Below are 15,928 nucleotides of genomic sequence, written 5' to 3'. Positions count from 1 at the left end.
CTATGGGCGTGGTAACTGCTCACGTACCCCGCTACTCGACGGTGACCGACTTCGCGAGGTTGCGGGGCTTGTCGACGTCGTAGCCGCGGGCGCGGGCGACCTCGGCGGCGAAGACCTGCAACGGGATGCTCGCGACCAGGGGCTGGAGCAGCGTCGACACGGCCGGCACCTCGATGAGGTGCTCGGCGAACGGGCGCACCGTCTCGTCGCCCTCCTCGGCCACCACGATCGTCCGGGCGCCGCGGGCCTGGATCTCGCGGATGTTCGAGAGCAGCTTCTGGTGCAGGATCGCGCGGCCCTTGGGCGAGGGCATGACGACCACCACTGGCAGGTCCTGCTCGATCAGCGCGATCGGCCCGTGCTTGAGCTCGCCCGCCGCGAAGCCCTCGGCGTGCATGTACGCGAGCTCCTTGAGCTTGAGCGCACCCTCCAGTGCCACCGGGAACCCGACGTGGCGCCCGAGGAACAGCACCGCCTTCGACGGCGCGAGGTCGCGGGCCAGCGCGCGGGTCGGCTCGACGACCGCCTCGAGCACCCGGGCCACGGCGTCGGCGCTCGACTCCAGCTCCGCGTACTCGCGGGCGACCTCGTCGGCGTACTTCGTGCCGAACGTCTGCGCCAGTGCCAGGCCCACGAGGTAGCAGGCGATCACCTGCGCGGTGAACGTCTTCGTCGCCGCGACGCCGACCTCCGGGCCGGCGTGGGTGTAGAGCACCGCGTCGGACTCGCGCGGGATCTGCGCGCCGTTGGTGTTGCAGATCGCCAGCACCCGCGCCTTCTGCTCGCGGGCGTGGCGCACGGCCTCGAGGGTGTCCGCGGTCTCGCCGGACTGGGAGATGGCGACGACGAGCGTGGAGCGGTCCAGCACCGGGTCGCGGTAGCGGAACTCGCTCGCGACCTCGACCTCGACCGGGATGCGGCACCAGTGCTCGATCGCGTACTTCGCGAGCAGGCCCGCGTGGTACGCGGTGCCGCAGGCGACGACGAACACCTTGTCGATGTCGCGCAGCTCCTGGTCGGACAGGCGCTGCTCGTCGAGCACCACCCGGCCGTCGACGAGGTGCCCACGCAGCGTGTCGGCCAGCGACGCCGGCTGCTCCTCGATCTCCTTGAGCATGAAGAAGTCGTGGCCGCCCTTCTCGGCGGCCGCGATGTCCCAGTCGACGTGGAACGGGCGGGTGCGGGCGGTCTCGCCGTGGAAGTCGGTGACGACCGCGCCGTCGGCGGTGAGGGTGACGACCTGGTCCTGGCCGAGCTCGACGGCGTCGCGCGTGTGGTCGATGAAGGCCGCGACGTCCGACGCCACGAACATCTCGCCCTGGCCCACGCCCACCACCAGCGGCGACGACCGGCGCGCGGCGACGATCTCGTCGGGCCGGTCGGCGTGCGTGAACACCAGCGTGAACGCGCCCTCGAGTCGCGCCACCGTCGCGCGCACGGCGGCGGTCAGGCCGCCGTCGGGGTCCGCGCTGAACGCCCGCGCCACCAGGTGGGCCGCGACCTCGGTGTCGGTGTCGCTGGCGAGCTCCACGCCCTCGGCCTCGAGCTCGGCGCGCAGCGCGGCGAAGTTCTCGATGATGCCGTTGTGGACGACCGCGACCTTGCCCGTCGCGTCGCGGTGCGGGTGGGCGTTGCGGTCGGTCGGCGGGCCGTGCGTGGCCCAGCGGGTGTGCCCCATGCCGGTGGTGGCACGCAGCGCAGCGGAGCTGCCGGACACCGAGCCGACGGCGCCGTCCTCGGGCAGGACCGCGACGAGGTTGTCGAGCGGACCCGCCGCCCGGTGCACCTCGAGCCCGCCCTTGCCGTCGACGACGGCGACCCCCGCGGAGTCGTATCCGCGGTACTCCAGACGCCGCAACCCGTTGACGAGGACCTCCTGGGCACCGCGCCAGCCGACGTATCCCACGATCCCGCACACGCGCCTCAGGGTAACGACGGCGTCGCGGCGCCCTGCCCGCCCGTGGTCCGGCGGCCGTGCGGCGGCGGTCGGAGGACCGTCGGACAGGGGCGCCGGGCGGGTCACGACGGGCCGTCACCGGCCCGCTCCGCTAGGTTCCCGGGCCATGGCGAGCGTGATCGGAGGCAAGGCCCTCGCGCCCAAGGCGCTGGTGGCCGAGCTCTCCCGGCCCGGCCCCTACCCGGTGCTGCGCGGTGAGCTGGCGCTCGTCGGCCTGCCGGGGGTGGTGTTCACGCCCGCCACGGGCACGGCGCTGCCCGCGGTGGCGTTCGGCCACGACTGGCTGCAGCCCGCCGCCCGCTACCTCGGCCTCCTGCGCCACCTCGCCTCGTGGGGCATCGTCGCCGCGGCGCCCGACACCCAGCGCGGGCCCGTCGGCTCCCACCGCGGCCTCGCCCACGACCTGCGCACCGCGCTCGGCGTCTGCGCCGGCGTGCGCCTCGGCGGCAACGCCCGCGGCGCCGCCGTGAGCGTCGACCCGCACAAGCTCGGCGTCGCCGGCCACGGGATGGGCGCGGGCTCGGCGGTGCTCGCCGCCGCGGTGCCCGCCGCGGACACCCGGGTGCAGGCCGTCGGCGAGCCCTACTGGGAGGTCGGGCACGGCGTCGCGATCCAGGCGGTGGCCACGATCGCGCTCACCGACACCCGTCCGTCGGCGATCGAGGCCGCCCGCGCTGTGCACCTGCCCGGCATGCACCTGGCGTTCGGCCGCGACCTCGTCTCCCCGCCCGCCGCCGGCGCCGAGCTCCTCGACGACGCCTGGGCCGGCGACTCCTCGCTGCGCACGCTGAAGAAGGCCACGCACCTCGGCCTGCTCGAGGGCAAGCACTGGAGCGACGTCCTGCTCGACGGCAAGGGCGAGGCCGCGACGCGCACCCTGACCCGCGCGCTGCTGACCGGGTTCCTGCTCCACCGCCTCGGCGGCGACGACCGCTACGCGGCGGCGTTCGACGGCGCGGTCAAGGGGACGGAGGTCCGCTCGGCCTGAGCGGATCGCCCCCGCCCGCGGCCAGGCGCTCGCGGACCCGGGCCCCGGCCTCCCGGCCGACGGCGCGGCTGCGCGCCGCCGCCGCGAGGAAGGCGCTCGCCCGTTCCTCGAGGTCGGCGGCCCAGGCGCGCAGCGGGGCCTCGACGGCCGGGTCGCTGCGCACGCGGGCGAGCAGGGCGTCGACCTGCGCGGGCAGCAGGCCGCCGACGGGGTCGGCGGGACGGACGGCGGCCGCGCCCGCGGCGAGGTCGCGCACCCCGGCCGCCACGCGCGCCGCCGCGGCCTCGAAGACGTCGGCGGTGTCGCCGAGCTCGGTGACCAGACCGTGCGCGGAGCGCGCCAGCGCCGAGACGCGCCGCTGCACCGCGTCGGCCGACGGGCCCGCCCACGTGTCCCACAGCGGCCCGAGGTCCTCGGCGGTGTCGACGTGCTGGCGGCGCACCAGGGTCACGGCCTCGCGCAGCACGTCGGCCTGGGCGGCGAGCGCCGCCGGGTCCGGCAGCTCGCGGGCCTCGGCGCCGGCGCGGCGGATCGTCGCGGGGTCGGTGTCCGGGCCGGCCGGGACGCCCCGCCAGCGCGGGGGCAGCGCCGACCAGCGCGCGAGGTGGGTGGTCAGCACGCCGACCGCGGCGTCGACGGCGGCCAGGAGCGCAGGACGGTCCGGCCCCGCGAGGTCGACCGGGCCGGCGGCGGGAGCGAGCCGGAGCGGGCGGTCGGGGCGGTTCACCCGACGCTGCGCGGCACACCGCGCGGCACCGCGGGACGCGCGCCCGGCGCGGGGTCGGCGCCCTCGGGCCCGTCGGCGTCCGCGCCCGTGGGGGTGGAGGCGTCCGCGGCGTCCCGGCCGTGCTCGCCACCGGCGGCGAGGAGGTGCTCGGCGAGGTCGCCCACCGCGCCCGCGTGCGCGCGGAGCAGCGCCACTGCGGAGAGCCCGCCCGTCGTGGGGTCGTCCCCACCCAGCCGGTCGGCGAGGCGGTGGAGGTCGCGGGCGCGCCCGCTGACCGCCTCCACGACCTCGGGCAGGTCCGGGGGCGGGCCGTCGTCCGGGGCGGTGTCGTCGGCACCGCCGGTGCCGCCGAGCTCGGCGAGGACGTCGTCGAGGCCGCGTGCCGGGCCGTGAACGGGCGGGACCGAGTCCATCCGCGTCCTCCGCGTCCGGCCCGCGCTGCCGCGGGGGGTGTGCCGACGTCCGCGTCCCGGGCGCCCGGGTCCGCGGGACCACCGCCAGGTTAACGCGTGGCGGCACACCGGTGGGCGGGAACCCGGGACCGGCGGGACCACGTGGGTGACACGCGGCATCGGACCCGGCCCGCACGGGCACCGTGCGTGCCCGTCCGGTCGCCGTGCGGTCGCCGTGCGGTCGCCGTGCGCGGACCGATCCGCCGGCGCCGGCCTCAGCGCACGGTGGAGACGAGGCCCGCCAGGCGGTCGGCGACCTCGCCGGCCACGACCTGCGTCGGCGCCTCGACCATGACCCGCACGAGCTGCTCGGTGCCCGACGGGCGCAGCAGCACCCGGCCCTTGCCGCCGAGCTCGGCCTCCGCGGCGGCGACGGCGTCGGCGACCTCGGGCGACGAGCCCACCGCGGCCTTGTCCGCGACCGGCACGTTGACCAGCACCTGGGGCAGCCGCGTCATCACCGACGCCAGGTCGCCGAGCGCGCGCCCGGTCTGCGTCATGCGCGCCATGAGCCGCAGCGCCGTGAGCAGCCCGTCGCCGGTGGTGGCGTGCGCGGGGAGCACCACGTGCCCCGACTGCTCGCCGCCGAGCGAGAACCCGCCGGCCCGCAGCTCCTCGAGGACGTAGCGGTCGCCGACCGCCGTGGTGCGCAGGGCGACCCCGGCGTCGGCCATCGCGAGGTGCAGGCCGAGGTTGCTCATCACCGTGACGACCAGCGTGGCGTCGGCGAGCTCGCCGCGCTCGAGCATGTCGAGGGCGAGCACCGCGAGGATCTGGTCGCCGTCGACGACGCTGCCGTCGGCGGCCACCGCGAGGCACCGGTCGGCGTCGCCGTCGTGCGCGATGCCGAGGTCCGCGCCCTCGGCCACCACGGCGCGGGCGAGCGCGTCGATGTGCGTGGAGCCCACGCCCTCGTTGATGTTCCAGCCGTCGGGCTCGGCGTGCAGCGCCGTCACCCGGGCACCCGCGGCCGCGTAGGCCCGGGGCGCCGCGGCCGACGCCGCGCCGTGCGCGCAGTCGACGACGACGTGCAGGCCGTCCAGCGCGGTCGGCGTCGCGCCCGCCAGGTGCTCGACGTACCGGTCGAGTGCGTTCGGCACGTCGGTGACGCGGCCGATGTCGCGCCCGGTCGGCCGCGCGGCGGCGCCGCTGGGAGGGCAGCCGTCGGCCTCGCGGACGCGCGCCTCGATCTCGTCCTCGACGACGTCGGGCAGCTTGTGCCCGCCGGCCGCGAAGAGCTTGATGCCGTTGTCGGGCATCGGGTTGTGCGACGCCGAGATCATGACGCCGAGATCGGCGTCGAGCGCGCCGGTCAGGAACGCGACCGCCGGCGTCGGCAGCACGCCGACGCGCAGCACGTCGGCCCCCGCGGCGCTCAGGCCCGCGGTGACCGCGGCCTCGAGCATCTCACCGCTGGCCCGCGGGTCACGACCCACGACCGCCACCGGTCGGGAGGCCTCGCCACGACGACCGTCGGCGCGGGCGTGCTCCGCGAGCACGCCCGCCGCCGCCGCCGCGAGGGCGGTCGCCAGCTCGGGCGAGAGGTCGCCGTTGGCCAGGCCCCGGACACCGTCGGTGCCGAAGAGACGAGGAGCGTCGCTCCCCTGCCGGGTCGAGCTCCGCTCCGCTGCGTCTCCCACCATCAGCGCTTCGAGTACTGAGGGGCCTTCCGGGCCTTCTTCAGGCCGTACTTCTTGCGCTCCGTGGCCCGCGGGTCGCGGGTGAGGAACCCGGCCTTCTTGAGGCCCGGACGGTCGTCGGGGTCGACCTCGGTGAGCGCGCGGGCGAGGCCGAGGCGCAGGGCGCCCGCCTGGCCGGAGGTGCCGCCACCGTGCAGGGTCGCGAAGACGTCGAACTGCTCGGTGCGCTCGGTGACCACCAGCGGCTCGCGGATGAGCTGCTGGTGCACCTTGTTCGGGAAGTACTCCTCGAAGGCCTTCCCGTTGCACACGATGCGCCCGCTGCCGGACACGAGGCGCACGCGGACGATGGCCTTCTTGCGACGGCCCACCGTCTGGACGGGCCGGTCGATGCCGGCGAACACCGGAGCGGAGGTCTCGCCGAAGACGTCGGTCTCGGCGTCCTCGTCGGCGTCCGAGCTCACGACGTCGGCGAGGACCTCGTCGTCGCCCGGCTCGTCGGTGGCCGAGGTCGGCGTGCCACCGACGGCGGCCTCGGCGCCCTCGGGGAGGTCAGCAGCCTCCGCGAGCGTCTGCGCCGCGTCGTTGTCGGCGACCTCGGGCAGGTCGGTCGGGTCGTCGGGGGTGGTCACTGGCTCACCTGTCGAATCTCGTACGGCACCGGCTTCTGCGCGGCGTGCGGGTGCTCGGGGCCCGCGTAGACCTTGAGCTTGCTGGCCATCGCACGGCCCAGCCGGTTCTTCGGGAGCATGCCCTTGACGGCCTTCTCGACCAGCCGCGCCGGGAAGCGCTCGAGCTCCTCGCCCACGGTGCGGGCCTTGAGCCCACCCGGGAAGCCGCTGTGGCGGTAGACGAAGCGGTCGTCGCGCTTGCCGCCCGTGAGGGCGATCTTCTCCGCGTTCACGATGATCACGAAGTCACCGGTGTCCATGTGCGGGGCGTACGTGGGCTTGTGCTTGCCCCGCAGCAGCTGGGCGCTCTGGCTGGCCAGGCGCCCCAGGACGACGTCGGACGCGTCGATGACGTGCCAGGCGCGATCGATGTCGCCGGGCTTCGGACTGAACGTGCGCACGGAAGCTACCTCGTCACGGACGGCTGGGCGGGTCGGCGCGGAGGCCGATGTGTGGTCGAGCGGGCGCGGGACGTACACCGCGCAACGATCCTCCAGGGTACGCGTCCCTCCTCCGAGCACACCGACCACCCCCCGCCGGGCCGATCACGGCTCAGCCGCGGAACATCATGCCGACCCGGCGCTCCGCGTCCTCGTAGCCCTCGCCGGCCTGCTGGGTGTTCGTCGCGATCTTGTTGAGCAGCAGGTTCAGGTCCTGCCACGCCGTGTCGATCTCGTGCTGCTGGGTGCGGTAGAAGTCCGACGACGCGCCGTCCCACACGGCGAGCCGGCCCACCGCCGTGCGGATGTCCGCCAGCTCCTGCTCGATCTGCGCCTGGGTGGTGCGGATGTCCTGGGCGGCCTGGGCGATGGCGCCGAAGCGCACCTTGATGTTGTCGGGGCTGGTCATCTCGTCCTCGTCTCCGGATGTCTCGGGTGGGTGGGCGCGGGGGCTCAGCGGCCGTCGAGGGCGCTGCTGATGGCCCCGGGGGACGACGCGGCCGGGGCTCCACCACCGGCCCCGCCGGCGCCGCCGGCGCCGCCGGCACCGCCGCCGTCGCCCAGGACGTTCAGCAGCCGGCTCATGTCGTCCTCCGTCGCCTGGTACTGGACGCCGCCGGCGCGGACCCGCCCGGCGATGCCCAGGAGCGCGTCGTTGATGCGCTTCGCGTCCGTGGACCAGGTGGCCATCGTCCCCTGGAACGCGGTGGAGCCCCGGCCCTGCCACTCGGCGACGAGCGGCTCGACGCGCCCGCGCAGCGCCTGGAGCCGGCCCTGCAGCTCCCCGTTGATGGTCTCCAGCCGGTTGGCCACCTCGGTCATGACGCCGGTCTGGGTCCCGAATCCTCCAGCCACGCCGCACCTCCTTCCCCTCGCGGGGCGCTCGCCCCGTCTGCTCGCCTGCGGATCGAGCATGACGACCGCGCGGGCGGCGTGGTGGCCGTTTCGGAGAAGTCAGCCGCTGGGTTCGAGGGTCTCCACGACCTGCTCGCAGGCGGCGAGGACGCGGCGCGCGTCGGCGTCGTCGGTGCCGTGACGGCAGCCGACGCTGACCATCGAGGGCGACGACAGCACGACGAACCAGTCGACCCGCACCCCGGGCGCCGGGTCCTGGCGGTAGCGCGCGACGTCGCGGCCGCCGAACTGCGCGCGCGGCTCGTAGTCGGCGACGGGGTCGCCCGCCGCCCGCGCGGCCTCGTACTGCGCGGCGAGCTGGGCGCGGGCGCGGTCCGGGTCGCTCGCCGCGGCCGGGTCGAGCGGGTTCTCCTGCACCGCGACCAGGTCGGTGCCGCGCGGCGCGTCGGCGGGACGCAGCAGCACCCGGCGCGCCGCCGGGTCGCCGCCCGCGGTGACCCAGCCCAGCGGCGCGACGAACGCCTGCCCGCCGACGACGGTCGTCGTGCCCGTCGGCCCCTGCAGGGCCCGGGCGCCGAGCACGACCCCCGTGACGAGGGCGACCACCGCCAGCAGGGCGACGATCACCGCGCCGACGCCCACCCGTCCCCGCGCCGGTGCCGTGGGCCGCGGCCGGCGCGCGGGGAGCCGACGCGACGGGACGGCACCGTCGGGTTCGAGGGGCGGCACCGGGTCGGCGGGGCCGGTGCGGTCGTCGTCCCCGCGGTCGACCCGCCGCACCGGCAGCAGCGCGTCGCGACGGCCCGGCGACGTCGGGGTGAGCCAGTCGGGCGTCCCGTCCACCCCGTCGCCCAGGTCGTCGGTGACCTCGCCCCCGCGCGGCGCCGGTGCCCATGCCCGCTCGGCAGGCGGCAGCTCGACCGTCGGCGGGTCCAGCAGGGGCCCCGCCGCCGGCCACGCCGCGGCGAGGCCCGACGAGGCGGCACCCACCGCCGCGCCCACCGGCGACGCGACGACCGGGTCGCGGGGCCGTGGCCCGCCCGCCCGCGACGCCACCGCCCCGCCGGACCGCGCCCCCTCGTCCTCGCGGGCCACCACCAGCGCGCCCCGCGCGACGACCAGCCGGGGCTCGGGCGCGACGGTCGCCGGCACGCCCAGCTCGCGGTGCACGAGGGCCGCGAGCAGCGGGATCCGCGCGCCGCCGCCGGTGAGCCACACGCCGTCGAGGTGCTCGGGGCCGGTGCCCGCGTCGGCGAGGGTGTCGGCGAGCAGGTCGACGACCCCGCGCAGCGCCGGGCGCAGCACCTCGGTCAGCTCGCCCCGCGACAGCCACGACGCCGTGACCCGCCCGGGCAGCGGGACCGCGGCCTGTTCGGCGTCGGAGAGCTGCTCCTTCGCGGCGCGCACGTCGTCGAGGAGCACCTGGCGGTGCCGGCGGTCGGCGAGCGTGGTGCCGGCGACGACCTCGCGGACCCGGTCGACGTCGGCGTCGGGCTCGCCGCCCAGCGTCGTGAGCAGGTGGCCGAGGAGCAGGTCGTCGGCGTCGTCGCCGCCGAAGCGGTCGTCGTCGCGGTGGGCGAGCACGGCCGCGCCGCCGCAGCGCCCGGGCTCCGGGGCGAGCACGGTCGCCGACGCCCCGCGCGCGCCGAGGTCGAGGACGGCGAGCGGCCGTGGTCGTGCCGTCTCCCGGGGCCGCATCCACGTCGCGTGCGCGGCCGCCGCGACCGGCTCCGCGACCAGGCTCAGCTCCTCGGCGAGCCCCGACCCGGCCCGGCGCAGCACCTCGCGGCGCCCGCCGTCCCACCCGGTCGGGTGCGTGAGCACGAGCCGGCGCGGGCGCCCGCCGCGCAGCAGCGGCCCGGCGCGGTCGAGCACCCCGGCGAGCACCGCGCCCCACGCCTCGGACACACCCACCACCCGGGTGCCGAGCAGCAGGTCCGGCTCGTCGACGCGCAGCCGCGGCGTCGGCTCGTAGCGCGACGGGTCCGTGACCGCCAGGCGCCGGCCGTCGGCGCCGACCACGAGCGCGCTGCCGTCGGCGGGCGCGAACACCGCGGCGAGCTCGACCGGCGCGCCGTCGCCGGCGGGGACGTCGGCGGGGTCGACGGACTCGACGGGCTCGCCCGGCGACGCGGTGTCGACCGCCGCCGCGACCGTCGTGACCCCGAGGTCGATCGCAACCGTCGGTCCGTCGCTCACGGGTCGGGGCGGCCGGCGGGACGAGCCGGGCCGGTGATCGGCGGGTCGGGCGCGCGCCACCCCACCTGCACGAGGCGCTCCCCGTGACGACGGCCCACGAGCCAGCCCCGCCCCGGCGGCTGCGGGCCCGGGCGCACGGAGCCGAGCAGGACGCCCTCGTCGCGGCTGCCGCTCATGACGATGCCCGGCGAGGAGAGCTCGCGCAGCCGGGCGAGGACCGGCTCGAACACCGCCCGCGACGCCCCGCCCGTCCGCCGCGCGACGACCAGGTGCAGCCCGACGTCGCGGGCCTGCGGGAGGAGGTCGAGCAGCGCCGCGAGGGGGTTGGTGGCGGCGCCGGCGACCAGGTCGTAGTCGTCGACCAGGACGAACACGTCCGGCCCGGTCCACCACGAGCGCGCCCGCAGCTGCTCGGGCGTGACGTCGGGCCCGGGCAGGCGCCGCTGCAGCGACCCGACCAGCTCGCTCATCGCGTCGGTCAGGGCCGGCGCCGAGGACGTGTAGGAGATGAGGTGGTCGCTCGCGACGGCCCCGAGCAGCGAGCGCCGGTAATCGACGATCATGAGGCGCGCCTGGTCGGGGCGGTACCGGGTGACGATCTGGTGCGCCAGCCCCCGCAGCAGCGCCGTCTTGCCGGACTCGGCGTCGGCATAGCAGACGAAGTGCGGGTCGGCGGCGACGTCGAGCAGCACCGGGGCCAGGCGGTCCTCCGACAGGCCCAGCGGCAGCAGGTGCGGCGGCCCGTCGTCGGCACCCGGCAGCGCCTCGACCCCGACGAGCTCGGGCAGCAGCCGCACCCGCGGCGCGCCGGGACCGCTCCACGCGGCGGCGACCCGGGCGACGAGCTCGGAGGTCGCGCGCCCCAGGTCGGACGCGTCGGCGATCCCGTCGAGGCGGGGCAGGGCGGTGAGCACGTGCAGCTTGTCCGGCGACAGCCCGCGGCCCGGCCGCCCGGCGGGCACGACGGCCGCGGTCCGGCGGTCCACCTCGGACTCCGACGGGTCCCCGAGGCGCAGCTCGAACCGCGTACCCAGCAGGTCCTTCAGCGCCGGGCGCAGCTCGGCCCACCGGCTGGCGGTGATGACGACGTGCACGCCGTACGACAGCCCGGCCGTCGCCAGCGAGATCACCGTCTGCTCGAGCTGCTCGTGCTCGCTGCGGAACGCGTGCCAGCCGTCGACGACGAGGAAGACGTCGCCGAGCAGGTCGCTCCCGCCGGTGCCGGGCGTGAGCTCGCCCCGTCGCCGGAGGAGATGGTCGAGCTCCCCTGTCGGCGTGCTCCCCCCATTGCTCCGTCTCCGCCGCGCGCGCAGGTCGGCCATCGACTCCACCCCGGCCTCGCGGAACCACCGCTCCCGCGCCGCGAGCAGCGCGGCCACCTCGGCCACGGTGCGACGCACGAGGTCGGGCTCGCCGCGCCCGGCGACCGCGCCGACGTGGGGCAGCCCGGCCAGACCCGCGAGCGTCCCGCCGCCCAGGTCGACCGCGTAGAACTGCACCTCGGCCGGGGTGTGCGTGAGCGCGGCGCCCGCGACGAGCGTGCGCAGCAGCGTCGACTTCCCCGACTGCGGCCCGCCGGCGACGACGACGTGCCCTGCCGACCCCGCGAGCTCGGCCCACAGCACGTCGCGGCGCTGGTCGTAGGGGCGGTCCACGATGCCGACGGGCACCGTCAGCGTGCCGTTCGCGGGGAAGCCGGGGGCGGTCAGGCCGCGGTCGGGGGTCTCGGTCAGCGGCGGGAGCAGGGCGTCGAGCGTCGCCGGGTCGGCCAGCGGCGGCAGCCACACCTCGTGCGCCGGCGGGCCCTGCCCCCGCAGCCGTTCGACGACGACGTCGAGCACCGACGGCGTCCCGCCGCCCGTGCCCCGCGGGGCCGACGGGCCGTGCGGGCCGATGACCGCGGGCGCGCGGTCGTCGGGCCGGGGCGCGCCCTCCAGCACGGTCGGCGCAGCAGTCAACGGTCGAGCTCCCCCATCGGCGTGCTCCCCTCGATGCACCGTCTCCCCCGGCTCGACCCACCGCGCGGAGAACGGACGCGGCGTCATCTCCCGCGCGACCGGGGAGGGGTCCGGAGCGACGCGCTCGGCGGTGCGGTGCGGCGCGGAGACGTAGCCGGCCTTGAACCGCACCATCGTCGACGACTCGACCTTGAGGTAGCCCGAGCCCGGCACCGGCGGCAGCTCCGCGGCGTCGGGGACCCCGAGCACCGCGCGGGAGTCCGACGCCGAGAACGTCTTGAGCCCGATCCGGTACGACAGGTGCGAGTCCAGGCCCCGCAGCCGGCCCTCCTCGAGGCGCTGCGAGGCGAGCAGCAGGTGCATCTGCAGCGAGCGCCCGAGCCGCCCGATGGCGACGAACAGCTCGGCGAAGTCGGGCTTCTGGCTCAGCAGCTCCGAGAACTCGTCGACGACGACGAACAGCGTCGGCAACGGCTCGAGCGGCGCGCCGTTCTCCCGGGCGCGCTCGTACTCGGTGACGTTGGCGAGGTTGCCCGCGGCGCGCAGCAGCTCCTGGCGGCGCTGCATCTCCCCCGCCAGCGCGTCCTGCATGCGGTCGACGAGGCTCAGGTCGTCGGCGAGGTTGGTGATGACGGCGGCGACGTGCGGGGCCGGCGCGAGCCCGGCGAACGTCGCGCCGCCCTTGAAGTCGACGAGGACGAGGTTGAGGGCCTCGGACGAGTGCGTGGTGATGAGGCCCAGGACGAGGGTCCGGAGCAGCTCCGACTTCCCCGACCCGGTCGCGCCGACGCAGAGCCCGTGCGGGCCCATGCCCTCCTGCGCGGCCTCCTTGATGTCGAGCTCGACCGGCTCGCCCTCCGCCGACACCCCGAACGGCACGCGCAGCCGGTCGCGCAGCGGGCGCGGGCGCCACGCGGCGGCGACGTCGAACGTGTCGGGCTCCCCGTCGACGCCGAGCAGCTCGAGGATGCCGGGGCTCGCGAGGAGCGGCTCCTCCTCGCCGCCCGCGACCACCGGGGTGCGGCACGGCGCGAGCCGCCGCGCCAGCGCCTCGGCCTCCGCCGCGCCGAGGACGTCGGGGCGCCCGAACCACTCCGTGCCCTGCCGGCCCACCGCGCCGATCCGGCCGTCCCCCGTGTCCTCCCCGCCCTCCCCGAGGACGAGCCCGAGCCCGCGCCGCGCGGTCAGCGTGCCGAGCGAGTCCGACAGGTCGATCACCGTGACCGCGCTGCGGCCCTCCTCGAGCAGGAGTGTCTCGGAGCCGGTCACCTCGGCGTCCTCCAGCACCACGACGACGTGGCGCGTGTCCGCGGCGGGCGCGGCGCCGCGGGCGAACCGGGCCCGCCCCGCGAGCTCCGGGGCGAGCCAGGACTCGATCGCCGCCAGCGACGACGTCACCATCCGCACCGGCCCGGCACCGTCGGTCAGGCGCGGGTGCGCGACGTGGGGCAGCCACTTCACCCACTCCCACTCCGCGCGCGCCGGACCGGTGGCGGCGACCGCGATGACGAGGTCGTCCGGGCTGTGGAACGTGACGAGCTGGGCGACGAGCGCCCGCACGAGCCCGCGGCGGGTCGCGGCGTCGGCGCCGGCCACCGCCACCGACACGAAGGCGCGCAGCGACACCGCGGTCGGCAGGTCCGGGACGATCGAGTGGGTGCGCACGAACCGGCGCAGCGCGACCGTCGACACCGGCTCCAGGTCGTCGACCGGGCCGGTCTGCGGGGGCACGAGCGCCGTCGCCAGGCGCTGGGACCCGCGCCCGACGCGCACGTGCACGAAGTCGGCGTCCGCGGGCCGGCGCTCCCACATCCGCGGGCCCCGGGCGAGCCCGACGAGCGTCGAGGGATCGGGGTGGGTCCACTCGAGGGCGCGCCGCTGCTCGACCGCGGTGTCGCGGGCCCGGCGGCGCATCTGCGCGAGGTAGCGCAGGTAGTCCTTGCGGTCCTCGTCGGCCTCGGCGCGGCGCTGACCACCGCCGCGCGTCACCCCACCGGCGACCATCCCGAGCGTCGAGAGCGCGAACATCCCGCCGAAGAGCCACGACGTCGGGTTGTCGACGCCGATGACGACGATGAAGCCGAGCGAGCCGACCACCATGAGCAGCGGCAACAGGCGCAGCAGCGGCGAGGTGGGCACCGCGCGGGGGATGTCCGGGGGCGCCTCGAGGTGCACCTCTCCCGAGGGCACCTCGGGGGGCGCCAGGCGCGCGGCGCGCCGGAAGACCCGTGTGCCCACCGCCCGACCCCCCCGTTCCCCCGTTCGCACCACCGGAGCCCCTCGGTCCGGCCATACTAAGGAGCCACGGGCCACGCCGGGCCCGTCTCGGTGAACATCGGCGAACGGCACACCCGCACCCCGAGCGGGGAGGAGCGCATGACAGGCACGGCCCGGAACGGGCGCGACCACCGCGGTGCCGGTGGTGTGGGTGCCGCGCTGCCCGGGACCCTGACCGGCGCGCAGGCGCGCGTGGCGCCCCCGGCGGAGCGGACGTCGCTGCCCGCCGGCTCGGGGGCGGTCGCCGCGGCGAGCCGGGTGTCGGTGCTCGCGCCCCGCACCCGCGTCGACGTGGCGCTCCCGCCCGACGTCCCGCTCGCGGACCTCCTGCCCGTCCTGCTGGACATGACCGGCGAGTCCGCGACCGGTGTGCGCGGCGGGGGCTGGACGCTCGCCCCGCTCGGCCAGGGCCCGGTCGACCCGTCGCGCACGCTCGCCGCGCTCGGCGTCCTCGACGGCGACCAGCTGGTCCTGCGTCGCCGTGCCGACGCTGCGCCACCGCCGCTGTTCGACGACGTCGTGGACGCGGTCGCCGAGGCGACGCCCGCGAGCTACCGGGCGTGGGGCCCGGGGCTCGCGCGGGTGCTCGGGCTGTGCGGGCTCGCGCTGGGCCTCGCGGTGGCGGCGCTCGCGCTCGTCGTCGCCGGGAGGGCGCCGGGGACCGCGGGCGGGCTCGGTACCGCGGCGGTCGCCGGGGTCGCGGCACTGGGGGCGTTCGCGGCGGCGATCGTCGGCACACGGGTGCTCGACGACCCCGGCGCGGGCTCGGTGCTCGCGGTGGGTGCGGTGGGGCTCGCCGGCGTCGCGGGTGTCGCCGCCGTGCCGTGGACCGGGCCGGGGCCGCTGACCTCGACGTCCGGTGCGCCCCAGCTGCTGCTCGGCGCCGCGCTGGCCGCCGTCACGGCCGCGACGTGCCTGCTGGCGCTGGGCAGCGCCGGGCGCACCGGGGTGGCCGCGCTGCTCGGCGTCCTCACCGCCGCCGTGCTGCTGGTCCTCGCCGCGGGCGTCGCCACCGTCGTCGACGCGGGCGACGCCGCCGGCATCGCGGCCGGGGCGGGCGCGTTGGCGCTGGTCGCCTCGGCGCTGCTGCCCCGCACGGGCATCGCGCTCGCCCGCCTCCCGCTGCCGCGGGTCCCCGGATCGGCCGAAGAGCTCGCCGACGACCCCGGGGTCGCCGAGCACGCCGACATCGAGCGCCGAGCCGACCGCGCCCACGCCGCCCTGTCGGGCCTGGTCCTGGGGTGCGGCGCGGTGACGGCGGGCGCGGTCGCGGTCATCGCCCTCGCGCCGGCGAGCGGCTGGCGCGGCGTGGCCGGCTGGGTCCTCGCCGCGCTGCTCACCGCGCTGCTGGGCCTGCGCTCGCGCACCTACGCCAACGGCGTCCAGGCGGTCGCGCTGCTCGTGTGCTCCCTGCTCGCCGGCGCCGGGCTGCTGGTCGGCTGGTTGCTCGTCGCGCCCCCGCTGGTCGCGGTGCTCGCGGTGCCGGCGGCGGCGCTCGCGGCGGGCGCGCTGGCCCTGGTGCTCGGCGTCGTCGTCCCCCGCCGGCGCTTCTCGCCCGTCGCGCGCCGAGCCGTCGACATCGCCGAGGCCATCGGGATCGCCGCGGTGCTGCCGTTCGCGCTCGCGGTCATGGACCTGTACACGGCGATGCGGCTGCTGTGACGTCCCGCGCCCCGCTGGCCGTGCTCACGACGCTGCTGGTCCTGGCCCTCGCCGCGCCCGCCCACGCCACCCCCGGGCCGAGCACCGCCCCCACCCCGCCCC

At 77.3% G+C, this 15,928-nt stretch carries 12 protein-coding genes; 2 read left to right on the top strand and 10 right to left on the bottom strand.

Annotation, left to right across the window (positions count from 1 at the left end; genetic code table 11):
- Positions 1-31: 31 nt before the first annotated feature.
- Positions 32-1,918 (bottom strand): glutamine--fructose-6-phosphate transaminase (isomerizing), encoded by a 1,887-nt coding sequence (gene glmS / locus PGB27_RS14715; protein WP_274201123.1) that lies wholly within the window; start codon positions 1,916-1,918, stop codon positions 32-34.
- Between the two features lie 145 nt (positions 1,919-2,063).
- Between glmS and PGB27_RS14710 the strand changes: the two genes are divergently transcribed.
- The gene (locus PGB27_RS14710; RefSeq protein ID WP_274201122.1) at positions 2,064-2,945 is read left to right on the top strand and encodes a dienelactone hydrolase family protein; all 882 of its coding nucleotides are present in this window, start codon (positions 2,064-2,066) and stop codon (positions 2,943-2,945) included.
- Here PGB27_RS14710 and PGB27_RS14705 read toward each other — a convergent pair.
- The 9 genes from PGB27_RS14705 to eccCa form a co-directional block, all read right to left on the bottom strand.
- Entirely contained in the window at positions 2,917-3,672 is a 756-nt protein-coding gene (locus PGB27_RS14705) for a hypothetical protein (RefSeq protein ID WP_274201121.1), read from the bottom strand. The genes PGB27_RS14710 and PGB27_RS14705 overlap by 29 nt on opposite strands.
- Positions 3,669-4,085 carry a hypothetical protein gene (locus PGB27_RS14700; protein ID WP_274201120.1) on the bottom strand — a complete coding sequence of 139 codons (417 nt, stop codon included), beginning with the start codon at positions 4,083-4,085 and terminating at the stop codon, positions 3,669-3,671. Before PGB27_RS14700 ends, PGB27_RS14705 begins: the two co-directional genes overlap by 4 nt.
- A 254-nt stretch (positions 4,086-4,339) precedes the next feature.
- Entirely contained in the window at positions 4,340-5,767 is a 1,428-nt protein-coding gene (gene glmM / locus PGB27_RS14695) for a phosphoglucosamine mutase (protein WP_274201119.1), read from the bottom strand.
- Positions 5,767-6,396 (bottom strand): 30S ribosomal protein S9, encoded by a 630-nt coding sequence (rpsI, locus tag PGB27_RS14690; RefSeq protein ID WP_274201118.1) that lies wholly within the window; start codon positions 6,394-6,396, stop codon positions 5,767-5,769. The genes glmM and rpsI overlap by 1 nt, the downstream gene beginning before the upstream one ends.
- Entirely contained in the window at positions 6,393-6,836 is a 444-nt protein-coding gene (rplM, locus tag PGB27_RS14685) for a 50S ribosomal protein L13 (protein ID WP_274201117.1), read from the bottom strand. The genes rpsI and rplM overlap by 4 nt, the downstream gene beginning before the upstream one ends.
- Positions 6,837-6,987: 151 nt before the next feature.
- Complete coding sequence (locus tag PGB27_RS14680) at positions 6,988-7,284, bottom strand: WXG100 family type VII secretion target (RefSeq protein ID WP_274201116.1); 297 nt, start codon at positions 7,282-7,284, stop codon at positions 6,988-6,990.
- Positions 7,285-7,328: 44 nt separating this feature from the next.
- The gene (locus PGB27_RS14675) at positions 7,329-7,730 is read right to left on the bottom strand and encodes a WXG100 family type VII secretion target (RefSeq protein ID WP_274201115.1); all 402 of its coding nucleotides are present in this window, start codon (positions 7,728-7,730) and stop codon (positions 7,329-7,331) included.
- 99 nt (positions 7,731-7,829) lie between these two features.
- Positions 7,830-9,929: a type VII secretion-associated protein gene (locus PGB27_RS14670; protein ID WP_274201114.1), complete on the bottom strand. Its 2,100-nt coding sequence runs from the start codon at positions 9,927-9,929 to the stop codon at positions 7,830-7,832.
- On the bottom strand, positions 9,926-14,125 hold the full coding sequence (gene eccCa / locus PGB27_RS14665; RefSeq protein ID WP_274201113.1) for a type VII secretion protein EccCa: 4,200 nt from the start codon (positions 14,123-14,125) through the stop codon (positions 9,926-9,928). Before eccCa ends, PGB27_RS14670 begins: the two co-directional genes overlap by 4 nt.
- 138 nt (positions 14,126-14,263) lie before the next feature.
- On the opposite strand from eccCa, the gene eccD reads away from it, so the two are divergent.
- Positions 14,264-15,826: a type VII secretion integral membrane protein EccD gene (gene eccD, locus PGB27_RS14660; RefSeq protein ID WP_274201112.1), complete on the top strand. Its 1,563-nt coding sequence runs from the start codon at positions 14,264-14,266 to the stop codon at positions 15,824-15,826.
- The last annotated feature ends 102 nt before the right edge of the window (positions 15,827-15,928 follow it).

Origin of the sequence: Actinomycetospora lemnae (assembly GCF_028737315.1) — a bacterium.
In the GTDB taxonomy this organism is placed as follows: Bacteria; Actinomycetota; Actinomycetes; order Mycobacteriales; family Pseudonocardiaceae; genus Actinomycetospora; species Actinomycetospora lemnae.
This window is presented reverse-complemented; position numbering and strand designations above follow the sequence as displayed.

Excerpts from the sequence above, each read along its gene's own strand:
- PGB27_RS14710 (WP_274201122.1), top strand. The coding sequence starts at position 2,064 with ATGGCGAGCGTGATCGGAGGCAAGGCCCTCGCGCCCAAGGCGCTGGTG.
- PGB27_RS14700 (WP_274201120.1), bottom strand. The coding sequence starts at position 4,085 with ATGGACTCGGTCCCGCCCGTTCACGGCCCGGCACGCGGCCTCGACGAC.
- glmM (WP_274201119.1), bottom strand. The coding sequence starts at position 5,767 with ATGGTGGGAGACGCAGCGGAGCGGAGCTCGACCCGGCAGGGGAGCGAC.
- PGB27_RS14680 (WP_274201116.1), bottom strand. The coding sequence starts at position 7,284 with ATGACCAGCCCCGACAACATCAAGGTGCGCTTCGGCGCCATCGCCCAG.
- eccD (WP_274201112.1), top strand. The coding sequence starts at position 14,264 with ATGACAGGCACGGCCCGGAACGGGCGCGACCACCGCGGTGCCGGTGGT.